This window comes from Ruegeria sp. C11, from assembly GCF_056537725.1.
In genome coordinates this window covers 102,407-118,908 of sequence record NZ_JBQFSB010000010.1, presented here as the reverse complement: position 1 = coordinate 118,908, position 16,502 = coordinate 102,407, and the positions used below count along the sequence as shown (strand labels likewise).

Annotated in this window: 10 protein-coding genes; 8 read left to right on the top strand and 2 right to left on the bottom strand. The window is 56.6% G+C overall.

Annotation, left to right across the window (positions count from 1 at the left end):
* Positions 1 to 5: 5 nt before the first annotated feature.
* Complete coding sequence (locus tag ACR0NA_RS17455; protein ID WP_480731069.1) at positions 6 to 857, bottom strand: peptidylprolyl isomerase; 852 nt, start codon at positions 855 to 857, stop codon at positions 6 to 8.
* A 176-nt stretch (positions 858 to 1,033) separates the two neighbouring features.
* Here ACR0NA_RS17455 and secA point away from each other — a divergent pair, with 176 nt between their 5' ends.
* The 4 genes from secA (at position 1,034) to ACR0NA_RS17435 (ending at position 7,544) form a co-directional block, all read left to right on the top strand.
* Positions 1,034 to 3,739, top strand: coding sequence for a preprotein translocase subunit SecA (gene secA / locus ACR0NA_RS17450; RefSeq protein WP_480452561.1), 2,706 nt, complete (start codon positions 1,034 to 1,036; stop codon positions 3,737 to 3,739).
* Between the two features lie 100 nt (positions 3,740 to 3,839).
* The gene (locus tag ACR0NA_RS17445) at positions 3,840 to 4,775 is read left to right on the top strand and encodes a hypothetical protein (protein ID WP_480731066.1); all 936 of its coding nucleotides are present in this window, start codon (positions 3,840 to 3,842) and stop codon (positions 4,773 to 4,775) included.
* A gap of 24 nt (positions 4,776 to 4,799) precedes the next feature.
* Complete coding sequence (locus ACR0NA_RS17440; RefSeq protein ID WP_480731064.1) at positions 4,800 to 6,359, top strand: phosphate ABC transporter substrate-binding/OmpA family protein; 1,560 nt, start codon at positions 4,800 to 4,802, stop codon at positions 6,357 to 6,359.
* A gap of 249 nt (positions 6,360 to 6,608) precedes the next feature.
* On the top strand, positions 6,609 to 7,544 hold the full coding sequence (locus ACR0NA_RS17435) for a hypothetical protein (protein ID WP_480731062.1): 936 nt from the start codon (positions 6,609 to 6,611) through the stop codon (positions 7,542 to 7,544).
* A gap of 54 nt (positions 7,545 to 7,598) precedes the next feature.
* Here the strand turns inward: ACR0NA_RS17435 and ACR0NA_RS17430 are convergent, their stop codons facing one another.
* Entirely contained in the window at positions 7,599 to 8,546 is a 948-nt protein-coding gene (locus ACR0NA_RS17430; protein ID WP_480731060.1) for a cation efflux transmembrane domain-containing protein, read from the bottom strand.
* 241 nt (positions 8,547 to 8,787) lie between these two features.
* Here ACR0NA_RS17430 and ACR0NA_RS17425 point away from each other — a divergent pair, with 241 nt between their 5' ends.
* Genes ACR0NA_RS17425 through ACR0NA_RS17410 form a run of 4 tightly spaced genes read left to right on the top strand, consistent with a single transcriptional unit; the run spans position 8,788 to position 16,457 of the window.
* Positions 8,788 to 9,966, top strand: a complete 1,179-nt coding sequence (locus ACR0NA_RS17425; RefSeq protein WP_480731058.1) for an efflux RND transporter periplasmic adaptor subunit — start codon at positions 8,788 to 8,790, stop codon at positions 9,964 to 9,966.
* Positions 9,967 to 9,969: 3 nt separating this feature from the next.
* The gene (locus ACR0NA_RS17420) at positions 9,970 to 13,098 is read left to right on the top strand and encodes an efflux RND transporter permease subunit (protein WP_480731056.1); all 3,129 of its coding nucleotides are present in this window, start codon (positions 9,970 to 9,972) and stop codon (positions 13,096 to 13,098) included.
* A gap of 38 nt (positions 13,099 to 13,136) precedes the next feature.
* A complete protein-coding gene (gene aspT, locus ACR0NA_RS17415; protein WP_480731054.1) occupies positions 13,137 to 14,822 on the top strand; it encodes an aspartate-alanine antiporter in 1,686 nt (561 codons plus the stop codon).
* A gap of 18 nt (positions 14,823 to 14,840) precedes the next feature.
* Entirely contained in the window at positions 14,841 to 16,457 is a 1,617-nt protein-coding gene (locus ACR0NA_RS17410) for a bifunctional aspartate transaminase/aspartate 4-decarboxylase (RefSeq protein WP_480731052.1), read from the top strand.
* Positions 16,458 to 16,502: the final 45 nt, after the last annotated feature.

Sequence of the window (16,502 nt, the reverse complement as noted above, 5' to 3'; positions counted from 1 at the left end):
GGGCGTTACTCCTGAATCAGGTCCAGTTGCCGGATGACTTCGGGCCCGACGCCTTCAAGTTCGGGGCGTTCGACCTGACCCTGTTGCGTCAGTTCATCGATACGGGCCTGAATGGCCTCCTGCCGAATGGTGCTGGCGATATCACCGCGCACGGCCTCAAGTCCCGGCGCTTCGGATTTGCGCTTGTCGTTCAGGATAAGAACATGCCAGCCGAACTGGGTCTGAACCGGCTCGGAAATCTGACCCTTTTCCAGTGCAAGCACCGCCTGTTCGAATTCTGGCACCATCGCCCCTTTGCCGAACCAGCCCAGCTCGCCGCCATTTGGACCGGACGGACCGGTGGATTTTTCCTTTGCCGTTTCGGCAAAATCCGCACCATCGTCCAACGCCGCCTTGATGGCCTGTGCCTCTTCTTCGGTCTCAACAAGGATATGCGAAGCGTTGAATTCGTCTTCGCCTTCGAAATTGGCGAACTGCGCGTCGTAAGCCGCCTGAATGGTATCTTCGGTCACGGCACTTTCGGTGATTTCTTCGATGGTCTGAACCGCACGCAGCGACCGTTCCTCGTTCTCCAATGTCAGAGCGACCAGTTTGGAAACATCATCACCCTGCACCTGACTCAGCAGGTGCTGCTGTACAAGCTGTTCAAGGATGAAGTCATACAGAACCTTGTCTTCCAGCTGCTGATACTGCTGCGGCAGGTTGGCAGCGGTTGCGATAATGTGACCCAAAGTGATGGCATCACCATTAACCTGCGCGACCACGGTGTCGGCATCCGGCTTGGTTTCGGCGGCAAGGGGCAGCGCCATCGCTGCTGCAAGTGCCAGCGATGGCAGAAAAGTGAGGCCTTTGGGCATGGATTCATCCTATTTCTTTGCCGCGACAGGGCGCGACGTTGACACTCTCTGGCCTGCCGCTTACATCGCCTTGAAGCCTTGGACAGGGCCGCCTTTCACCCCCCGTATCTATGGGTTGCGCGCAAGGTGGGCAAGCCTGTCGCAACCAAGACAAGAACAGATCCGCTGGAGTGAACATGCTGGGACTCGGAACGCTCGCCAAAAAGGTGTTCGGAACACCGAACGACCGCAAGATCAAGGCGACCCGCCCCCTGATCGAAAAGATCAATTCGCTGGAACCAGAGTTCGAAAAACTGTCGGATGAGGGTCTGATCGAAAAAACCGCTGAATTGCGCAAACGTGCGCTGGATGGCGAAAGCCTGGATGATCTGCTTCCCGAAGCCTTTGCCAACGTACGCGAAGGGGCAAGGCGCGCTCTGGGTCTGCGCGCCTTCGACGTACAGCTGATGGGCGGAACCTTCCTGCATCAGGGCAATATCTCGGAAATGAAGACGGGCGAAGGCAAGACACTTGTCGCCACCTTCCCCGCCTATCTGAACGCACTGACCGGGAAGGGCGTGCACATTGTCACGGTAAACGAATACCTGGCCAAGCGTGACTCGGAATGGATGGGCAAGGTGTTCGGGGCATTGGGCATGACCACCGGCGTGATCTGGTCGGGGCAGCCCGATCCCGAGAAGAAGGCCGCATACGCCTGCGACATCACCTATGCCACCAATAACGAGCTGGGTTTTGACTACCTGCGCGACAACATGAAGGCGGATCTGGAAGAGGTTTACCAGAAACAGCACAACTTTGCGATTGTGGACGAGGTGGACTCGATCCTGATTGATGAAGCGCGGACACCGCTGATCATCTCGGGTCCTTCACAGGACCGCTCGGATCTGTATACCGCAATCGACGCCCTGATCCCGTCGCTGCAGGATGATCACTACACCATGGACGAAAAGTCCCGGAATGTGACCTTTACCGATGAGGGTAACGAGTTTCTGGAACAGCAACTGCTAGCCGCTGAACTGATCCCCGAAGGCCATTCGCTGTATGATCCCGAAAGCACCACTGTCGTGCACCATGTCAACCAAGGCCTGCGCGCGCACAAACTGTTCCAGCGGGACAAGGATTACATCGTGCGTGACGGCAATGTTGTCCTGATCGACGAGTTCACCGGCCGCATGATGCCGGGCCGTCGTCTGTCCGAGGGTCTGCACCAGGCCATCGAGGCCAAGGAAGGTGTCGCCATCCAGCCAGAGAACGTGACGCTGGCAAGCGTAACGTTCCAAAACTACTTCCGGCTCTATGACAAGCTTGCGGGCATGACCGGTACCGCCCTGACCGAGGCCGAGGAATTCGCCGAAATCTATGGTCTTGGTGTTGTCGAAGTACCGACCAACAGGCCAATCGCCCGTCTGGACGAAGACGATCAGGTCTATCGCTCGGCCGCCGAGAAATACGGTGCCATGATAGACGAGGTGAAAGAGGCAAACGCCAAAGGCCAGCCGGTACTGGTCGGCACGACCTCGATCGAAAAGTCCGAGATGCTCAGCCAGCTTCTGACCAAGGATGGCATTCAGCACAACGTTCTGAACGCCCGCCAGCACGAGCAGGAAGCCAAGATCGTGGCTGAAGCAGGACGTCTGGGCGCGGTGACCATTGCCACCAACATGGCGGGACGCGGTACCGACATTCAGCTGGGCGGCAATGTCGAACTGAAGGTGCTTGAAGCCATCGCGGAAAACCCCGACGCTGATCCTGCAGAATTGCGCGCGGCCGAAGAGGCGCGCCATTCTGAGGAGAAGCAAAAGGTACTCGACGCCGGCGGCCTGTATGTAATTGCCTCCGAGCGGCACGAAAGCCGCCGCATCGACAACCAGCTGCGCGGTCGTTCAGGTCGTCAGGGCGATCCCGGTCGCACGGCATTTTACCTGAGTCTCGAAGACGACCTGATGCGCATTTTCGGGTCCGAACGTCTGGACAAAGTTCTGAAAACGCTTGGTATGCAAGAAGGCGAAGCGATCGTGCACCCTTGGGTGAACAAGTCTCTTGAGCGCGCCCAGGCCAAGGTCGAAGGCCGCAACTTTGACATGCGCAAGAACATCCTGAAATTCGACGATGTGATGAACGATCAGCGCAAGGTAATCTTTAACCAGCGGCGCGAAATCATGTCTGCCGATGACCTGTCCGAGATCGTGTCAGACATGCGCGAACAAGTGATCGACGACCTGATCGACCAGTATATGCCGCCGAAAACCTACGCCGATCAATGGGATACGGATGGCCTTCATGCAGCTGTTGTCGAAGGCCTGAATATCGATGTGCCCGTGCAGGATTGGGCGGCAGAGGAAGGCGTGGACGATGACGAAATCCGTGAACGTCTGACCAGAGCTGCGGATGACATGATGGCGAAGAAAGCCGTCGATTTCGGCCCCGAGAACATGCGCAATATCGAAAAGCAGGTTCTGTTGCAGACCATCGACAGCAAATGGCGCGAACATCTTGTGACGCTGGAACATCTGCGCTCGGTCGTGGGTTTCCGCGGCTATGCCCAGCGCGATCCGCTGAACGAATACAAAAACGAAAGCTTTCAGCTGTTCGAAACGCTGCTGGACACCCTTCGCGAAACGGTCACGCAACAACTGGCCCGTGTCCGCCCCCTGACCGAAGAGGAACAACGTCAGATGCTGGCGCAGATGGCGGCGCAACAGGCGCAGATGCAAAAGGCAGGCCAGCAGGCCGAAGCTATCGCCGAAGCAGATGCTTCGGGCGACGCGCGTCCGGGTTTCGTCGAGGACGACCCCTCTACCTGGGGCAACCCCTCGCGGAACGACAAATGCCCCTGCGGGTCCGGCAAGAAGTTCAAGCATTGCCACGGGCGTTTGTCCTGACCCGGACAGAATCGCGACACAATGACTCCCCGGCGCGGCCACAGATTGGCCGCGTTTCTTAACGAAATTGACCATCGCTCCTTCAACTGGGGAGGGTGTCTTGAGTTATATTCGAAATTTCTTGACCGTGGGCGGCACGGTCGGGTGCGCGCTTGGTGTCGGCTTTTTCATGCAGCATGGCCTGTCATGGATGTCACCCGCGGATTCACCCGGACAACAGCTGGCCTCAAATGCTGACAAATTGCCCGAAGGTGCCGTTATCGCCGGGCTGGAGGATATCGTCCTCACTGCTTCGTCTCCGTCGCAGGAACAGGCATCTGGCGCATCGGACCATCGGGCAAGTATCGAAAACGCACCTGAACCCAAGTTTCAGAAGACCTGCAATTTGAGTGCCGTGGCCGTCGCAGGGCCGATGGCCAGCGCAAAGTTAAGCGTAACAGCGCCCTGTAACGCAAACGAACGCGTGTCGATCCATCACAGCGGGCTCGTGTTCACTGAAATGACCGGTGCTGACGGGGATCTGGAACTGATGGTGCCCGCCATTACCGAGAATGCGGTTTTCCTGGTTTCATTCGAAAATGGGAAAGGAACCGTGGCCACCACGCATGTGGATGACCTGGATGCATACGAACGGATCGCCCTGCAATGGGACACTGATGCCGGTTTCCAGATCCACGCACTGGAATTCGGAGCAGGCTATGGCGAAGACGGACATGTCTGGGCAGACCGCTCTGCTCGAGGGGTGGGCCACGTCGTTCACCTTGGCAACAAAAAGGCATCCAAGGCGCAGTTTGCAGAGGTTTACACTTTTCCATCCCGCGAGTCCGATAGAACGGGGTCTGTTGCGCTGTCGATCGAAGCTGAGGTGACGCAGGCCAATTGTGGTCGTGACATTCACGCGCAATCCCTGGAACTGCGGCGGGATCGTAAACTGCGGTCACGCGATTTCACGCTGACAATTCCCGATTGTACAGCTGCAGGTGATTTTCTGGTGTTGAATAATCTGCTCCAAGACCTGAAAATCGCTTCAAAGTAATTCGCAGGCAATCTCAGGTATCACATGAACCGGCTCCGTGCGGCGGCGATCGCCGCACTTTCGTTACTGACAATCGCAACCGGTGCTGCGGCGCAGGATATCACTTTGACTTCGCATGACGGCAAGGTCGAAGTGACCGGTTCTCTGTTGGGGTTTGACGGAGAATTCTATCGAATCGAAACACAGTTTGGCGAACTGACCGTGGATGGTTCGGGCGTCACCTGTGATGGCCCCGCCTGCCCTCGTCTGACCGACTTCGTCGCCGAGGTGGTGTTTTCAGGCTCTTCTGTCATGGGAGAGTCACTGTTGCCAGCCCTTGTCGAGGGGTTTGCGCAGCAAACCGGGCTGAATGCACAACGCAAATCGCTGGGGGATACGCATTTTGTCTATTCTCTGCACCAGCCCGGACGGCAAGCTCCGCTTGCGCGGCTGACCTTCAGACTTGCGCATACCGATCAGGGATTTGCCGATCTTCTGAGCGATGAAGCGGATATAGTTATGGCGCAAAGGGAAATACGCCCTCTGGAAAAGGATCAGGCAATACAGGCCGGCATGGGCGACCTGACTCAACCCAGCCGGTCCCGCATTCTGGCGCTGGACGCGATGGTTCCCGTGGTGTCCACCGACAACCCGGTCCGGCAGGTCACGACCGCCGATCTTGCCGATATCTTTGCTGGTAAAATTGCCAATTGGTCCGAATTGGGCGGGCCAGATGCTCCGGTGACACTGCATCTGCCTGATGCGGGATCTGGTCTGGCGCAGGCTGTTGTTGACCAGCTTTTGAATCCGGTCAATCTGACGCTTGCGACGGATATCGTTCGGCACACGCGAAGCAGCGATCTGGGTCGTTCTATTTCCAGCGATCCATTTTCAATCGGTATTGCCAGCCATGCCGAAACAGCGGCCGCGCGCGCGTTGACTTTGGCGGGTCCCTGTGGGTTTTCCCTGTCGGCAACCCGCTGGACTATTAAAACCGAAGACTATCCTTTGACGTCGCCCATGTTTCTGTATCTGCCTGCTCGCCGCCTGCCAAAGATTGCGCGGCAGTTTCTGGCATACGCCCAGAGCCCTGATGCTCAACTGGTCATCCGCCGGGCGGGTTTTGTGGATCAGTCGACCGAAACCATCAGCATCGGACTGCAAGGTGATCGTCTTGCCAATGTCATCGCATCCAGTGGGGATGAAATTCAGATTGAAGAAATGCGGCGCATGATTGAAACGCTCAGGCCGATGGCGCGCCTGACAACGTCATTTCGTTTTGAACCCGGTTCGTCCCGCCCGGACGCGCAATCAAGATCGAACATTTTGCAGTTGGCGCAAGCGCTGGAGAGCGGAGAATACGACACGCGAAAGCTGATGTTTATCGGCTTCAGCGATGGCGACGGGCCAGCAAACGGCAACGCCCGCATCGCACTGAAACGTGCTGAATCCGTGCGCGATGCGGTTCTGGCGGCAATTGAAACCACATTGCCGGAAAGCGTCGAAATCGCCGTAGATGCCTTTGGCGAGGCGATGCCCATGGCCTGCGACAGCAGCGAGTGGGGTCGGAAAATTAACCGGCGGGTCGAAGTTTGGGTCGAGTGAACGCCACACTTCTCATGAAGTTATCGATGGCGGATACGTAACCTTTTGCAGACCTACATGCACTGGCTTTCGGGAACAAAACCCGTTGGCGTGCAGTAAGTAGACAAGAAACGAGGGTTCAATGTGGCAATTGGCACATCACCTCAACCGCATGATCTGGCTGATTTGCGGTTTAAAGTTGTTGCTTTATTCGATGCGTTTCTATCAAATTCTTGCCAATGGCGGGTATTCAGCTCTCCAGAATGAAGGATGACAGTGAAACCTGTTCGGTATTTGATTGCATTTGTTTCCTGCGCTTTGTCCCCACCTGTTTTGGCGCAGGGTGTTGAGCCGGATGTATCAGAAGTGGCCGCCAAAGCCGCATTGGCAGCGCTTAGCGTTGCTGCCACACCAAATGATATCCTGCCGTCATTCACTTTCCTGAACGCGTCCGGCCCGACCCGGGATTTTCGCTCAACGCAAATCAGGGGCGGCTTCAACCCGTTGGACAACAATCTTTATATCGAGTGGCTTGCGGCCTACCAAAACTATAATCCCGTTCTCATTTTTCCCGAGATAGCTCCGGGAAGGGAATTGGACGTGACCTGGGCGAGCATCGCCGGAACGGTGGGGGTTGGCTGGGATTTTTCACTGGGACGCGATTGGACAGTCCGACCTGTCGGCCATTTGTCATTTGGTCATGTTTCCACAGACGCGATTTTATCCGGCTCTCCACTGTCGCGAATGGCAACAAACCCGAATGACGATGCCGATGGAAATCTGGATGCTGTCGGGGTCGGCGCGTCACTCAGCCTGCTCCGCGAGGAAAAGTTTGGGCTTCTGGAAGGTGAGTACCGAATTCGCCAGACCTTTCTCAAATTTTATCCAATTGACGAACCATTGGCTGGGGATGCGACCGCAAGATCCAACCAGACCACTTTGTTTGCCCGACACAGATACCCCTTGCCCAAGGTCCGGCCCTTCAAACGCCCTACACGTCTGGTGATCGATACCGGCGTCGCCTTTTTTCACGGGGATAGTGCAACTGTATTGGATACAGACTGGATGGTATCAACCGGTCTGGGGTTGGAAGTCGATACAGGTACCGGCGGAAGATCGGGGATCAGGGCAGGTCGAATTATGTTAAATGGTGTATTCGCCCAAGATTTTAACGGCGTTGCTATCGGGTTCGGATTAAGTTTCTGACACCAAATCGTGGGTCAGATTATCCGATTGCACTGCTCTGCATTTTGGCTATCCCTACTCCGTCGGTAGAACGCGGCCGTGTTTTGAGATCACGACAAAGACTTCGGGGTCTGGCAGGGCCGCCCCAATATCTTTCTGCAGCTGCAAGGTCAGGTCATCAATATGCTCGGCAAGCACGGGGCGGTTTGGATCGTAGTAAACGAAGACCGTGAAAAGACGCCCCAGCTTGGAGACCGACAGATCACAAAGCAAACCCCCATCCTGTGTCAATGTGTGCCGGGCGGCGCGGCGCGCTGCGGCGACGTGCCGGGGGCTGGCAGTGACACCCGCCAATTCACCAAGGCCGCGTATAAAGTCCCGGAAATACTGTGCAACGACAGTTGTACACAGAACCAGAACAATGACCGAGTCCCCTACCGGAGCAATGGGTGCAAGAAATCCGTCCTTGAGAAAATGAATACCCAAAAGGCCCACGGCTGCGGCACCGGTGATTACGCCGTCAAAGGCAGCGGCCTTACTTTCCAGCCGCAGCACCTCGCTGAGATTTCCGGTTTTCTTCCATGACCAGCGATGAAAGGCCCATAACAGGACACAGGTCAGACCGACGACCACAAAATAGATGGCCATTGGTTCGAATACCAGTTTCGCCTGAGGTGCTCCGTTCACATAGCCAAGGATGTTCATCAGAGCGTTGGCTATGGCGAACAGAACCAGACCAAGAAGGGACAGCGCGCGAAATGTGGTGAAAATCGCCTCGTCACCGGCATAGCCGTATGGCCGGAACTTGTCCGGTTGACGGCGCGCATTTCGCGCAACGCGTTTGCCCAGCAGGGCAGCGGAAAAGCCGATCAGCGAAAACAACCCATCAACCAGAATGGCCTGTGAGTGCGAAAGATAGGCCGCTATCACCCCCGCCACACCCATAAACAGGTTACCGATCATTCCGGCAGTCAGGGCGCGGCTTTCAAGCTTTTCGGTGTCTTCTTTTGAAATGACCGTCATTGGCGTTCTCGATCCGCGATGTGTCTTTTGTTGGCGTACTGGGTTCACATTATTCATTATGTCGCGCAGGTCTATGCCCGGACTGGGCAGTGCTGCGGCCTGCAGGGAAAACAAATTCCAACTATTGAAACACTGGCTGATCGAAAAAACGGTTGGCACAAAGTTTCTGAAACTGGACTCAAGCGCGATTACCGCTATCGTGAAACGAGAATTCCAGATTATCCATAGTTGAGTAACGTATATGAAACGCCTAGCTGCGCTTATCACGTTGGTTTTTGTCTCGTCGGGCGGCCTTTCAGCTCCGGCCTTTGCGCAGTCCGGCGAACAGGCACCACCCAAACCGAAAGTGACCGTTGTTCCGGTCGAGTCAAAGCAGGTCTCGGAATCCGAAGTGTTCTCGGGCAGGGTCGTACCGGTGAACCAGATAGACATTCTTGCCCGTGTTCCGGGCTATGTTGAATCCATCGGGTTCGAGGAAGGCGGGCGCGTGGCAAAGGGCGACCTGCTGATTCAGATCGAACCGGACGCTTATGAGGCGGCGATCACCCAGATACAGGGCCAGATCAAATCCGCGCAGGCCGCAAAGACACTGGCGGACATCGAACTGGATCGTCAGCAAAAGCTATTTGAAAAAGATGATGTTGCCGAAAACATCGTGCAAAAAGCGCAGGCCCAGCAGGGACAGGTCGAAGGTGAGTTGTTGCAACTGAAGGGCAGCCTGCAGAATGCGCAGCTTAACTTGTCCTATACCAAGATCGCAGCGCCTTTCGATGGGCGGATGAGCTTTAGCAGCCTGTCGGTAGGGGCCTATGTGAACCCGGGCAGCGGGGTGCTTGTGAACCTCGCCAGTATCGATCCGATCTATGTCTCGTTTCCCGTATCCGAAACCGAGCTTCTGAAGTTCAGGGCTGAGCGGTCAAAGAACAAGGGCGGAGCACCTCTGGAAATCGACCTGATTCTGGCTGACGGCACGGACTATGCGCATAGCGGAAAGGTTTCGCTGCTTGATACCAGCGTTCAGTCCGGAACCGACACCATTATGATAAAGGCAACCTTCCCGAACCCGGACGGGGCGTTACTGAACGATCAGCTTGTTCGCGTAAAGGTTGTCGACCAACCGCAGGACAAGTCTTTGGTCATACCTGCGATTGCCCTGCAGCGGGATCAGTCCGGATATTTTGTCCTGACGGTCGATGACAGCGGAAAGGTCGCAAAACAGGAAATCGACGTGGCACGCATTGCCGGCACCGAGGCGGTTGTGGGCAGCGGTCTGAAAGAAGGTGATCAGGTCATCACCGAAGGGTTGCAGCGCGTCCATGCCGGTATCGAAGTGGATGCCGTGCAAAAGACATCTGCGAAATCCGGGCAGGACGGTCAAACCGACACCACCGGGGGTAATGCAACGGCAAAAGAGGATTGATCCGTGATCTCTCAACTCTTCATTCGCCGTCCCCGATTTGCGCTGGTCATTTCGATTGTCATTACGCTGGCCGGTCTTATTTCGCTGACCCAGCTGCCGGTCGAACAGTTGCCCGATATCGTACCGCCACAGGTTCAGGTTTCGACCGCCTATCCGGGTGCCGGCGCAGATGTCGTGGAATCCACAGTCGCGCAGATCATCGAAGAGCAGGTCGTCGGCGTATCCGACATGCTCTATATGAAATCGACCAGCGGTTCGGACGGAAGCTATAGCCTGCAGGTAACGTTTGAACCGGGAACCGACCCCGATATCAACGCGGTGAACGTCCAGAACCGGGTCAGTCTGGCCATGTCCAGCCTCCCGGATGAAGTTGTCCGGGCCGGTGTCAGCACCAAAAAGAAAAGCTCGGCGCTGTTGCAGGTCATTGCGATAACGTCGGACAATCCGAAACACGACGCGCTGTTTTTGTCGAACTTCGCCACGATTAACGTTCTGGACAGTATCAAGCGGTCGCCCGGTGTGGGGGATGCAGAGATATTCGGCGCGCAGGATTATTCCATGCGGGTGTGGCTGGACGTGGACCGGATGACCAGCCTGCAGGTGTCGGTTGACGATGTGATCAATGCAGTGAACGGACAGAACGTGCAGGCTGCGGTGGGCCGGGTAGGCGCGCAGCCGATGACCGATGATCCGGTCTTTCAGCTCAATATCCAGACGCAGGGCCGCCTGAGCAGCGTTGAAGAGTTCGAGCAGATCGTTGTCCGGTCCCTGCCCGATGGTTCGTTTGTGCTGCTTGGCGATGTCGGCTCGATTGAGCTGGGCGCCAAATCACAGGATTCCTTTTCCAAGTTCAAAGGCAAACCCACTGCGATGATCGGCGTCTATCTGGCGCCCGGCGCCAATGCGCTTGCAACATCCGAGGGGGTGAACAACGCCATCGACGCCCTGCAAAGCTCGTTCCCGCAGGATGTCAGCTGGAGCGTGCCCTACAACTCGGTCACATTCGTAAAGGCCAGTATCGAAGAAGTCATCAAGACACTGCTTGAAGCCTTTGTGCTGGTGGTGATTGTCGTCTTTCTGTTCCTCGGCAGTTTCCGAATGGCACTGATCCCCCTGATCGCAGTCCCGGTTTCGCTGATCGGAGCGCTTAGCTTTATTCTCGCGCTTGGCTTTTCACTCAACACGGTTTCGCTGCTGGCCTTGGTGCTGGCAATCGGCATTGTTGTGGATGACGCCATTGTTGTCATCGAGAACGTCGAAAAGGTGATGAGCGAGCGGCCGGAACTGTCGGTGGCCGAAGCAACCGGCGAGGCGATGAACCAGATCACCGCCCCGATTCTAGCCATCACTTTCGTTCTACTGTCGGTGTTTGTCCCGGTTGCTTTCATTCCCGGCATCACAGGATCGATGTTCCAGCAGTTTGCCGTGGCCGTGTCCTTTTCGATGCTGATATCTGCATTGAACGCCCTGACGCTCAGCCCTGCGCTGTGCACGCTTTTGCTGAAACATGACAACGAGCCAAAGCGCGGCCCACTGGCGTGGATATCCCGGCGGATCGACGATGCGCGCGATGGTTATGCCTTTGTCGTCACCCGGCTGGCCCGGCGTGCGCTGTTGTCGATCCTGTTTCTTGGGTTCGCCCTGTTCGGCGCCGGTGCGCTGTTCAAGATTACACCGTCAGGGTTTCTGCCCACCGAAGATCAGGGTGTCTATTTTGTCGAGGTGGCGTTGCCCGAAGGGGCCTCGATCAACCGGACCGCCGTCGTGCTGGACGATGTCTATGACATCCTAAAGGACGGGCCGGGCGTCGAGGAAGTGATGACCGTCACGGGTTTCAGCTTTGTCGACGGCATCTCGAAGTCCAATGGCGGTTTCGCAATTGTCATCATGAAACCCTTTGAGGAAAGGACCGACCCGGCGCTTTCGGTCAATGCCTCAATCCGCTACGCGCGACGGAGTTTCGCCGGGCTGGAATCCGCGGTTGCGTTTCCTTTCAACCTGCCGCCGATCATGGGGCTTGGTACGGGTGCCGGATTTGAATTCCAGCTTCTGGATCTGCATGGTGGCGATGTTGTCGATCTGGGGGCAACCGCGATGGGTCTTGTGACGTCGGCCAATGCGGATGACCGGCTTGCGGGCGTCTATACGACCTTTTCGGCGCAGACCCCGAAACTGGACCTCAAGCTGGATCGGAAAAAGCTTCAGACCCTTGGCGTCGATGTGGATGAGTTGTTCCGCGCCATGCAGGTGACGCTGGGCGGGTATTATGTGAACGACATGAACCTCTTTGGCCGCACCTGGCAGGTCAATCTGCAGGCGGATGAAAAGTACCGCAAAAGCGCCACGGATATCGGACGCATTCATGTGCGCAACAAGGATGGCGAGATGGTACCGATCCGCGCAGTGGCCGAAACGGACCTGATCCTTGGGCCGCAATTGCTGGTTCGCTACAACAACTTCCGATCCGTGACCATCAATGGTGCTCCGGCGCCAGGCGTGTCTTCGGGTGCGTCGCTGACGGCGATGGATCAGGTAGCTACCCAGACACTGCCGCAGGGCTATAGCTATGAATGGACCGGAACCGCCCAGCAAGAGATCGAGGCGGCCGGTAAGACCCCCATCGTTCTAGGACTGGCTGTATTGTTTGCCTATCTGTTCCTCGTCGCCCTTTACGAAAGCTGGAGCATTCCGCTGGCGGTTCTGTTGTCCGTGTCGTTTGGCGTGTGCGGGGCATTGGGGGCGCTCTTGCTGTTGGGGCTTGAAAACAACCTTTATGCCCAGATCGGTCTGGTCGTCCTGATTGCGCTGGCGGCAAAGAACGCGATCCTGATCGTCGAATTTGCGATGGATCGGTACAATAGCGGAATGAATGTCGTTGACGCCGCGATTGATGGCGCACGTGCACGTTTTCGGGCGGTCATGATGACCAGCTTTGCCTTCATCGCGGGGCTTTACCCGCTGGTTGTTGCAGAAGGCGCGTCAGAACTGGCGCGGCGCGGCGTCGGTACACCTGTGTTTGGCGGTATGCTGGCGGCCTCGCTTGTCGGGATTTTCATCATCCCGTCGCTTTATGTTTTGGCTCAGAAATTTCGGGAAAAGGTGCACGGCCAGCGGAAACAGGCAGAAACGTAAGCAGTGCAAAACTCGATCACCGTCAGGGGAGGAAGACTATGATCGACTGGTTTGTGGGTGTGCTTCGGAACTATCCGGAGCTTGCCGTATTTTTATCCATTGGAATCGGCTTTCTGGTCGGCCCATGGAAATTCATGGGGTTCAGTCTGGGGACGGTCACGGGCACGTTGTTGGCCGCCGTGGTCATCGGACAGGCGCATATCGACATCGATTCCGCCGTCAAATCCACTTTCTTCATCATGTTCATTTTTGCCGTTGGCTATGGCGTTGGACCACAATTTATCCGGGGCCTGAAAGTCGATGGCGCAAGAGAGGTTCTGTTTGCGCTCAGCGTCCTTGCGCTGTGCCTGATTGTGCCGCTGATCTCGGCCAAGGTTGCTGGTCTGGAGCTGGGTTATGCCGCAGGGTTTTATGCGGGGTCGCAGACCATCTCGGCTGCGATTGGCGTTGCGACGGATCAGATCAATCAACTCGGACTGTCATCGGAGGACGCTCAGAAATACGCAAATCAAATTCCGATCGCCTATGCCGTCACCTATATCTACGGCACCATCGGTTCGGCCATCATTCTGGCCAAGATCGGGCCGCGATTGATCGGCGTCGATCTGGTTGCTGCCTGCAAAGAGTATGAGGCCCAACTGGGTGGCGGCGCTGCGGCGGAAACTGGCGGCGGCATGGTCTCGGCCTACCGCGCGATCGAGGCCCGCGCCTTTGAAATCCCTCAGGGCAGTGCCCTTCTGGGGCAGCCTGTCAAGGATCTGCTGCCGGGCGTGCGGGTGTTTGCGGAACGGCTGCGACGGGACGGCAAAATCATCGAAGTGGACGATGATACCGTTCTGCAGGCAGGGGACACCGTCATGTTCTCGGGGCGGCGGGCCGATCTGGTCGGCCAGCTGGAACCAACCCTGAAAGAAGCCGATGCGCCGGAATTGCTGAGCATTCCATCGGAAAAGCTGGATGTTCTGATCACCAACAAAGAGGTTCACGGCAAAACCCTGCAAGACCTCAGCGAGATGCATCAGGCCCGCGGTATTTATGCCACCAAACTGATGCGCAACATGATCGACCTGCCGCTTTTGCCGGGAACGGTACTGCATCGTGGCGACATCCTGACAATCATGGGCAGCAAGCGCCACGTCGAAGCCGCCATTGCCGAACTGGGGTATGCAGACCGCCCCGTTGATACGACCGATCTGGCCTTTGTGGGCTGGGGTATTTTCATCGGCGGCCTGATCGGCACATTCGCGATCATGATGGGCGGCTTTCCGATCAGTCTGTCGACCACCGGTGGAGCGCTGCTGGCTGGCCTCGTCCTCGGCTGGCTGAGGACCGTTCACCCAACCTTTGGCCGGATACCCGGACCATCGCTTTGGCTGATGAATACCCTCGGGCTAAACGTCTTTATCGCGGTGGTCGGAATCTCGGCCGGGCCGGGTTTCGTCGCGGGCCTTCAGCAGGCGGGATTGGCGCTGCTGCTTTGGGGCATCGTGGCGACGTCACTGCCGATGATCTTTTCGGTTTATGTCGGCCACTATGTCTTCAAGTTTCACCCGGCAATCCTGTTCGGCGCCTGCGCGGGCGCCCGAACGACAACCGCTGCGCTGGGCATGATTCAAGAGGCCGCGCAAAGCCGCATCCCCGCGCTTGGGTATGGCATGCCCTATGCCATCGGAAACACGCTTTTGACCATTTTCGGAATGGTCGTCGTACTTGTTCTCAGCTGATTCAGAGAGGCTATTGCAATGGATAGATTGAAACTGCACGACTATGAGGCGCTCAGCCCGTTTCAGATCAAGGATGAGCTTATTCAACTGGCGTCAGCCGAGGCCCAAAAAGCCAACAGCGTCTTTCTGAACGCCGGACGCGGAAACCCCAACTGGGTCGCGACCCGCCCGCGAGAGGCTTTCTTTGCGCTGGGGCAATTCGCGATAACCGAATCCAAACGTGTCATGAACCATCCCGCAGGCCTGGGCGGAATGCCGGAAATGGCTGGCAGTCATGGCCGCCTGATGGGTTGGCTTGATGAAAACGGTGACATGCCGGGATCGGAAACCCTGCGCCAGGTGGTCGATCACGCCATTTCAGCCTTTGACTTTGATGCGGATGAATTTGTGCACGAGCTGACGGATTCGATCATCGGCGACAACTACCCCGTTCCGGATCGTATCCTGAAGCACAATGCGATCATCGCCCATGAATATCTGATGTGGTCCATGTGTTCGGGTCATAGACCCGACGCAAAATTCGATCTGTTCGCGGTCGAGGGCGGCACAGCGGCGATGTGTTATATTTTCAAGTCTCTCAAAGCTAATCGCCTACTGAATCCAGGCGACACGATTGCGTTGTGCACACCGATATTCACGCCCTATCTCGAGATGCCCGAGCTTGAGGACTACAATCTGGAATCCGTCCATGTAGAGACTGATGAGGAAGACGGATTTCAACTTACCGATGCGGCCGTGGAAAAGCTGAAAGACCCAAAGGTCAAAGCGTTCTTTCTGGTGAATCCCGGTAATCCGTCTTCGGTCGCACTGAATGACGCGTCGCTGCGCAAGCTGGATGATCTGGTGACCAACCACCGGCCCGACCTGATCGTGCTGACCGACGATGTTTATGGGACCTTTGTTCATGATTTCACATCGGTCATGGGGCAGCTGCCGCGCAACACGATCGGGGTCTATTCCTATTCCAAGTATTTCGGCTGTACGGGATGGCGGCTGGGTGTGATCGCGGTGGCCGAAGACAATATCTTTGACGAAAAACTCGCGAACCTGCCGGAAGAGATCAAAGAAGCGCTGGATCGCCGCTACGGCACGCTGAGCCTTACGCCACGCGATATCAGGTTCATCGACAGGCTGGTGGCCGACAGTCGCGATGTTGCTCTGAACCACACTGCCGGATTGTCCCTGCCGCAACAGGTGATGATGACGCTGTTCTCGCTTTGCGAACTGGTGGACACAAAGAAACTGTATCAGACCGCGTGCATGGAACTTGTCCACCGCCGGTTCAAATTGCTGACCGAGGCAATGGGTATCGAGGTGGATGCCGGTGCGCATTACGACGCATATTACGGGATCATCGACTTTGAATACTGGCTTCGGAAATACGTGGGCGACGATGTGGTCGAATGGATCAAGAAAAACGTTCATCCGTTGGATATCGCCTTCAAGCTGGCGGAGGATTACGGGATCGTGCTTTTGAACGGCAGCGGGTTTGACGCACCCGGCTGGTCCGCGCGCGTGTCCTTTGCCAACTTGCCAGATGAGGCCTATTCGCAAATTGGCCGTGCCGTCCGGTCCGTCGCCCGTGGATACGTTCAGGCATATCGGGCCGCAAACAATAAGCCGTTGCACGGGTGATCAGACAAACCGTTCCGGTGTTGGCGCACCGGAACGCCAGCATCC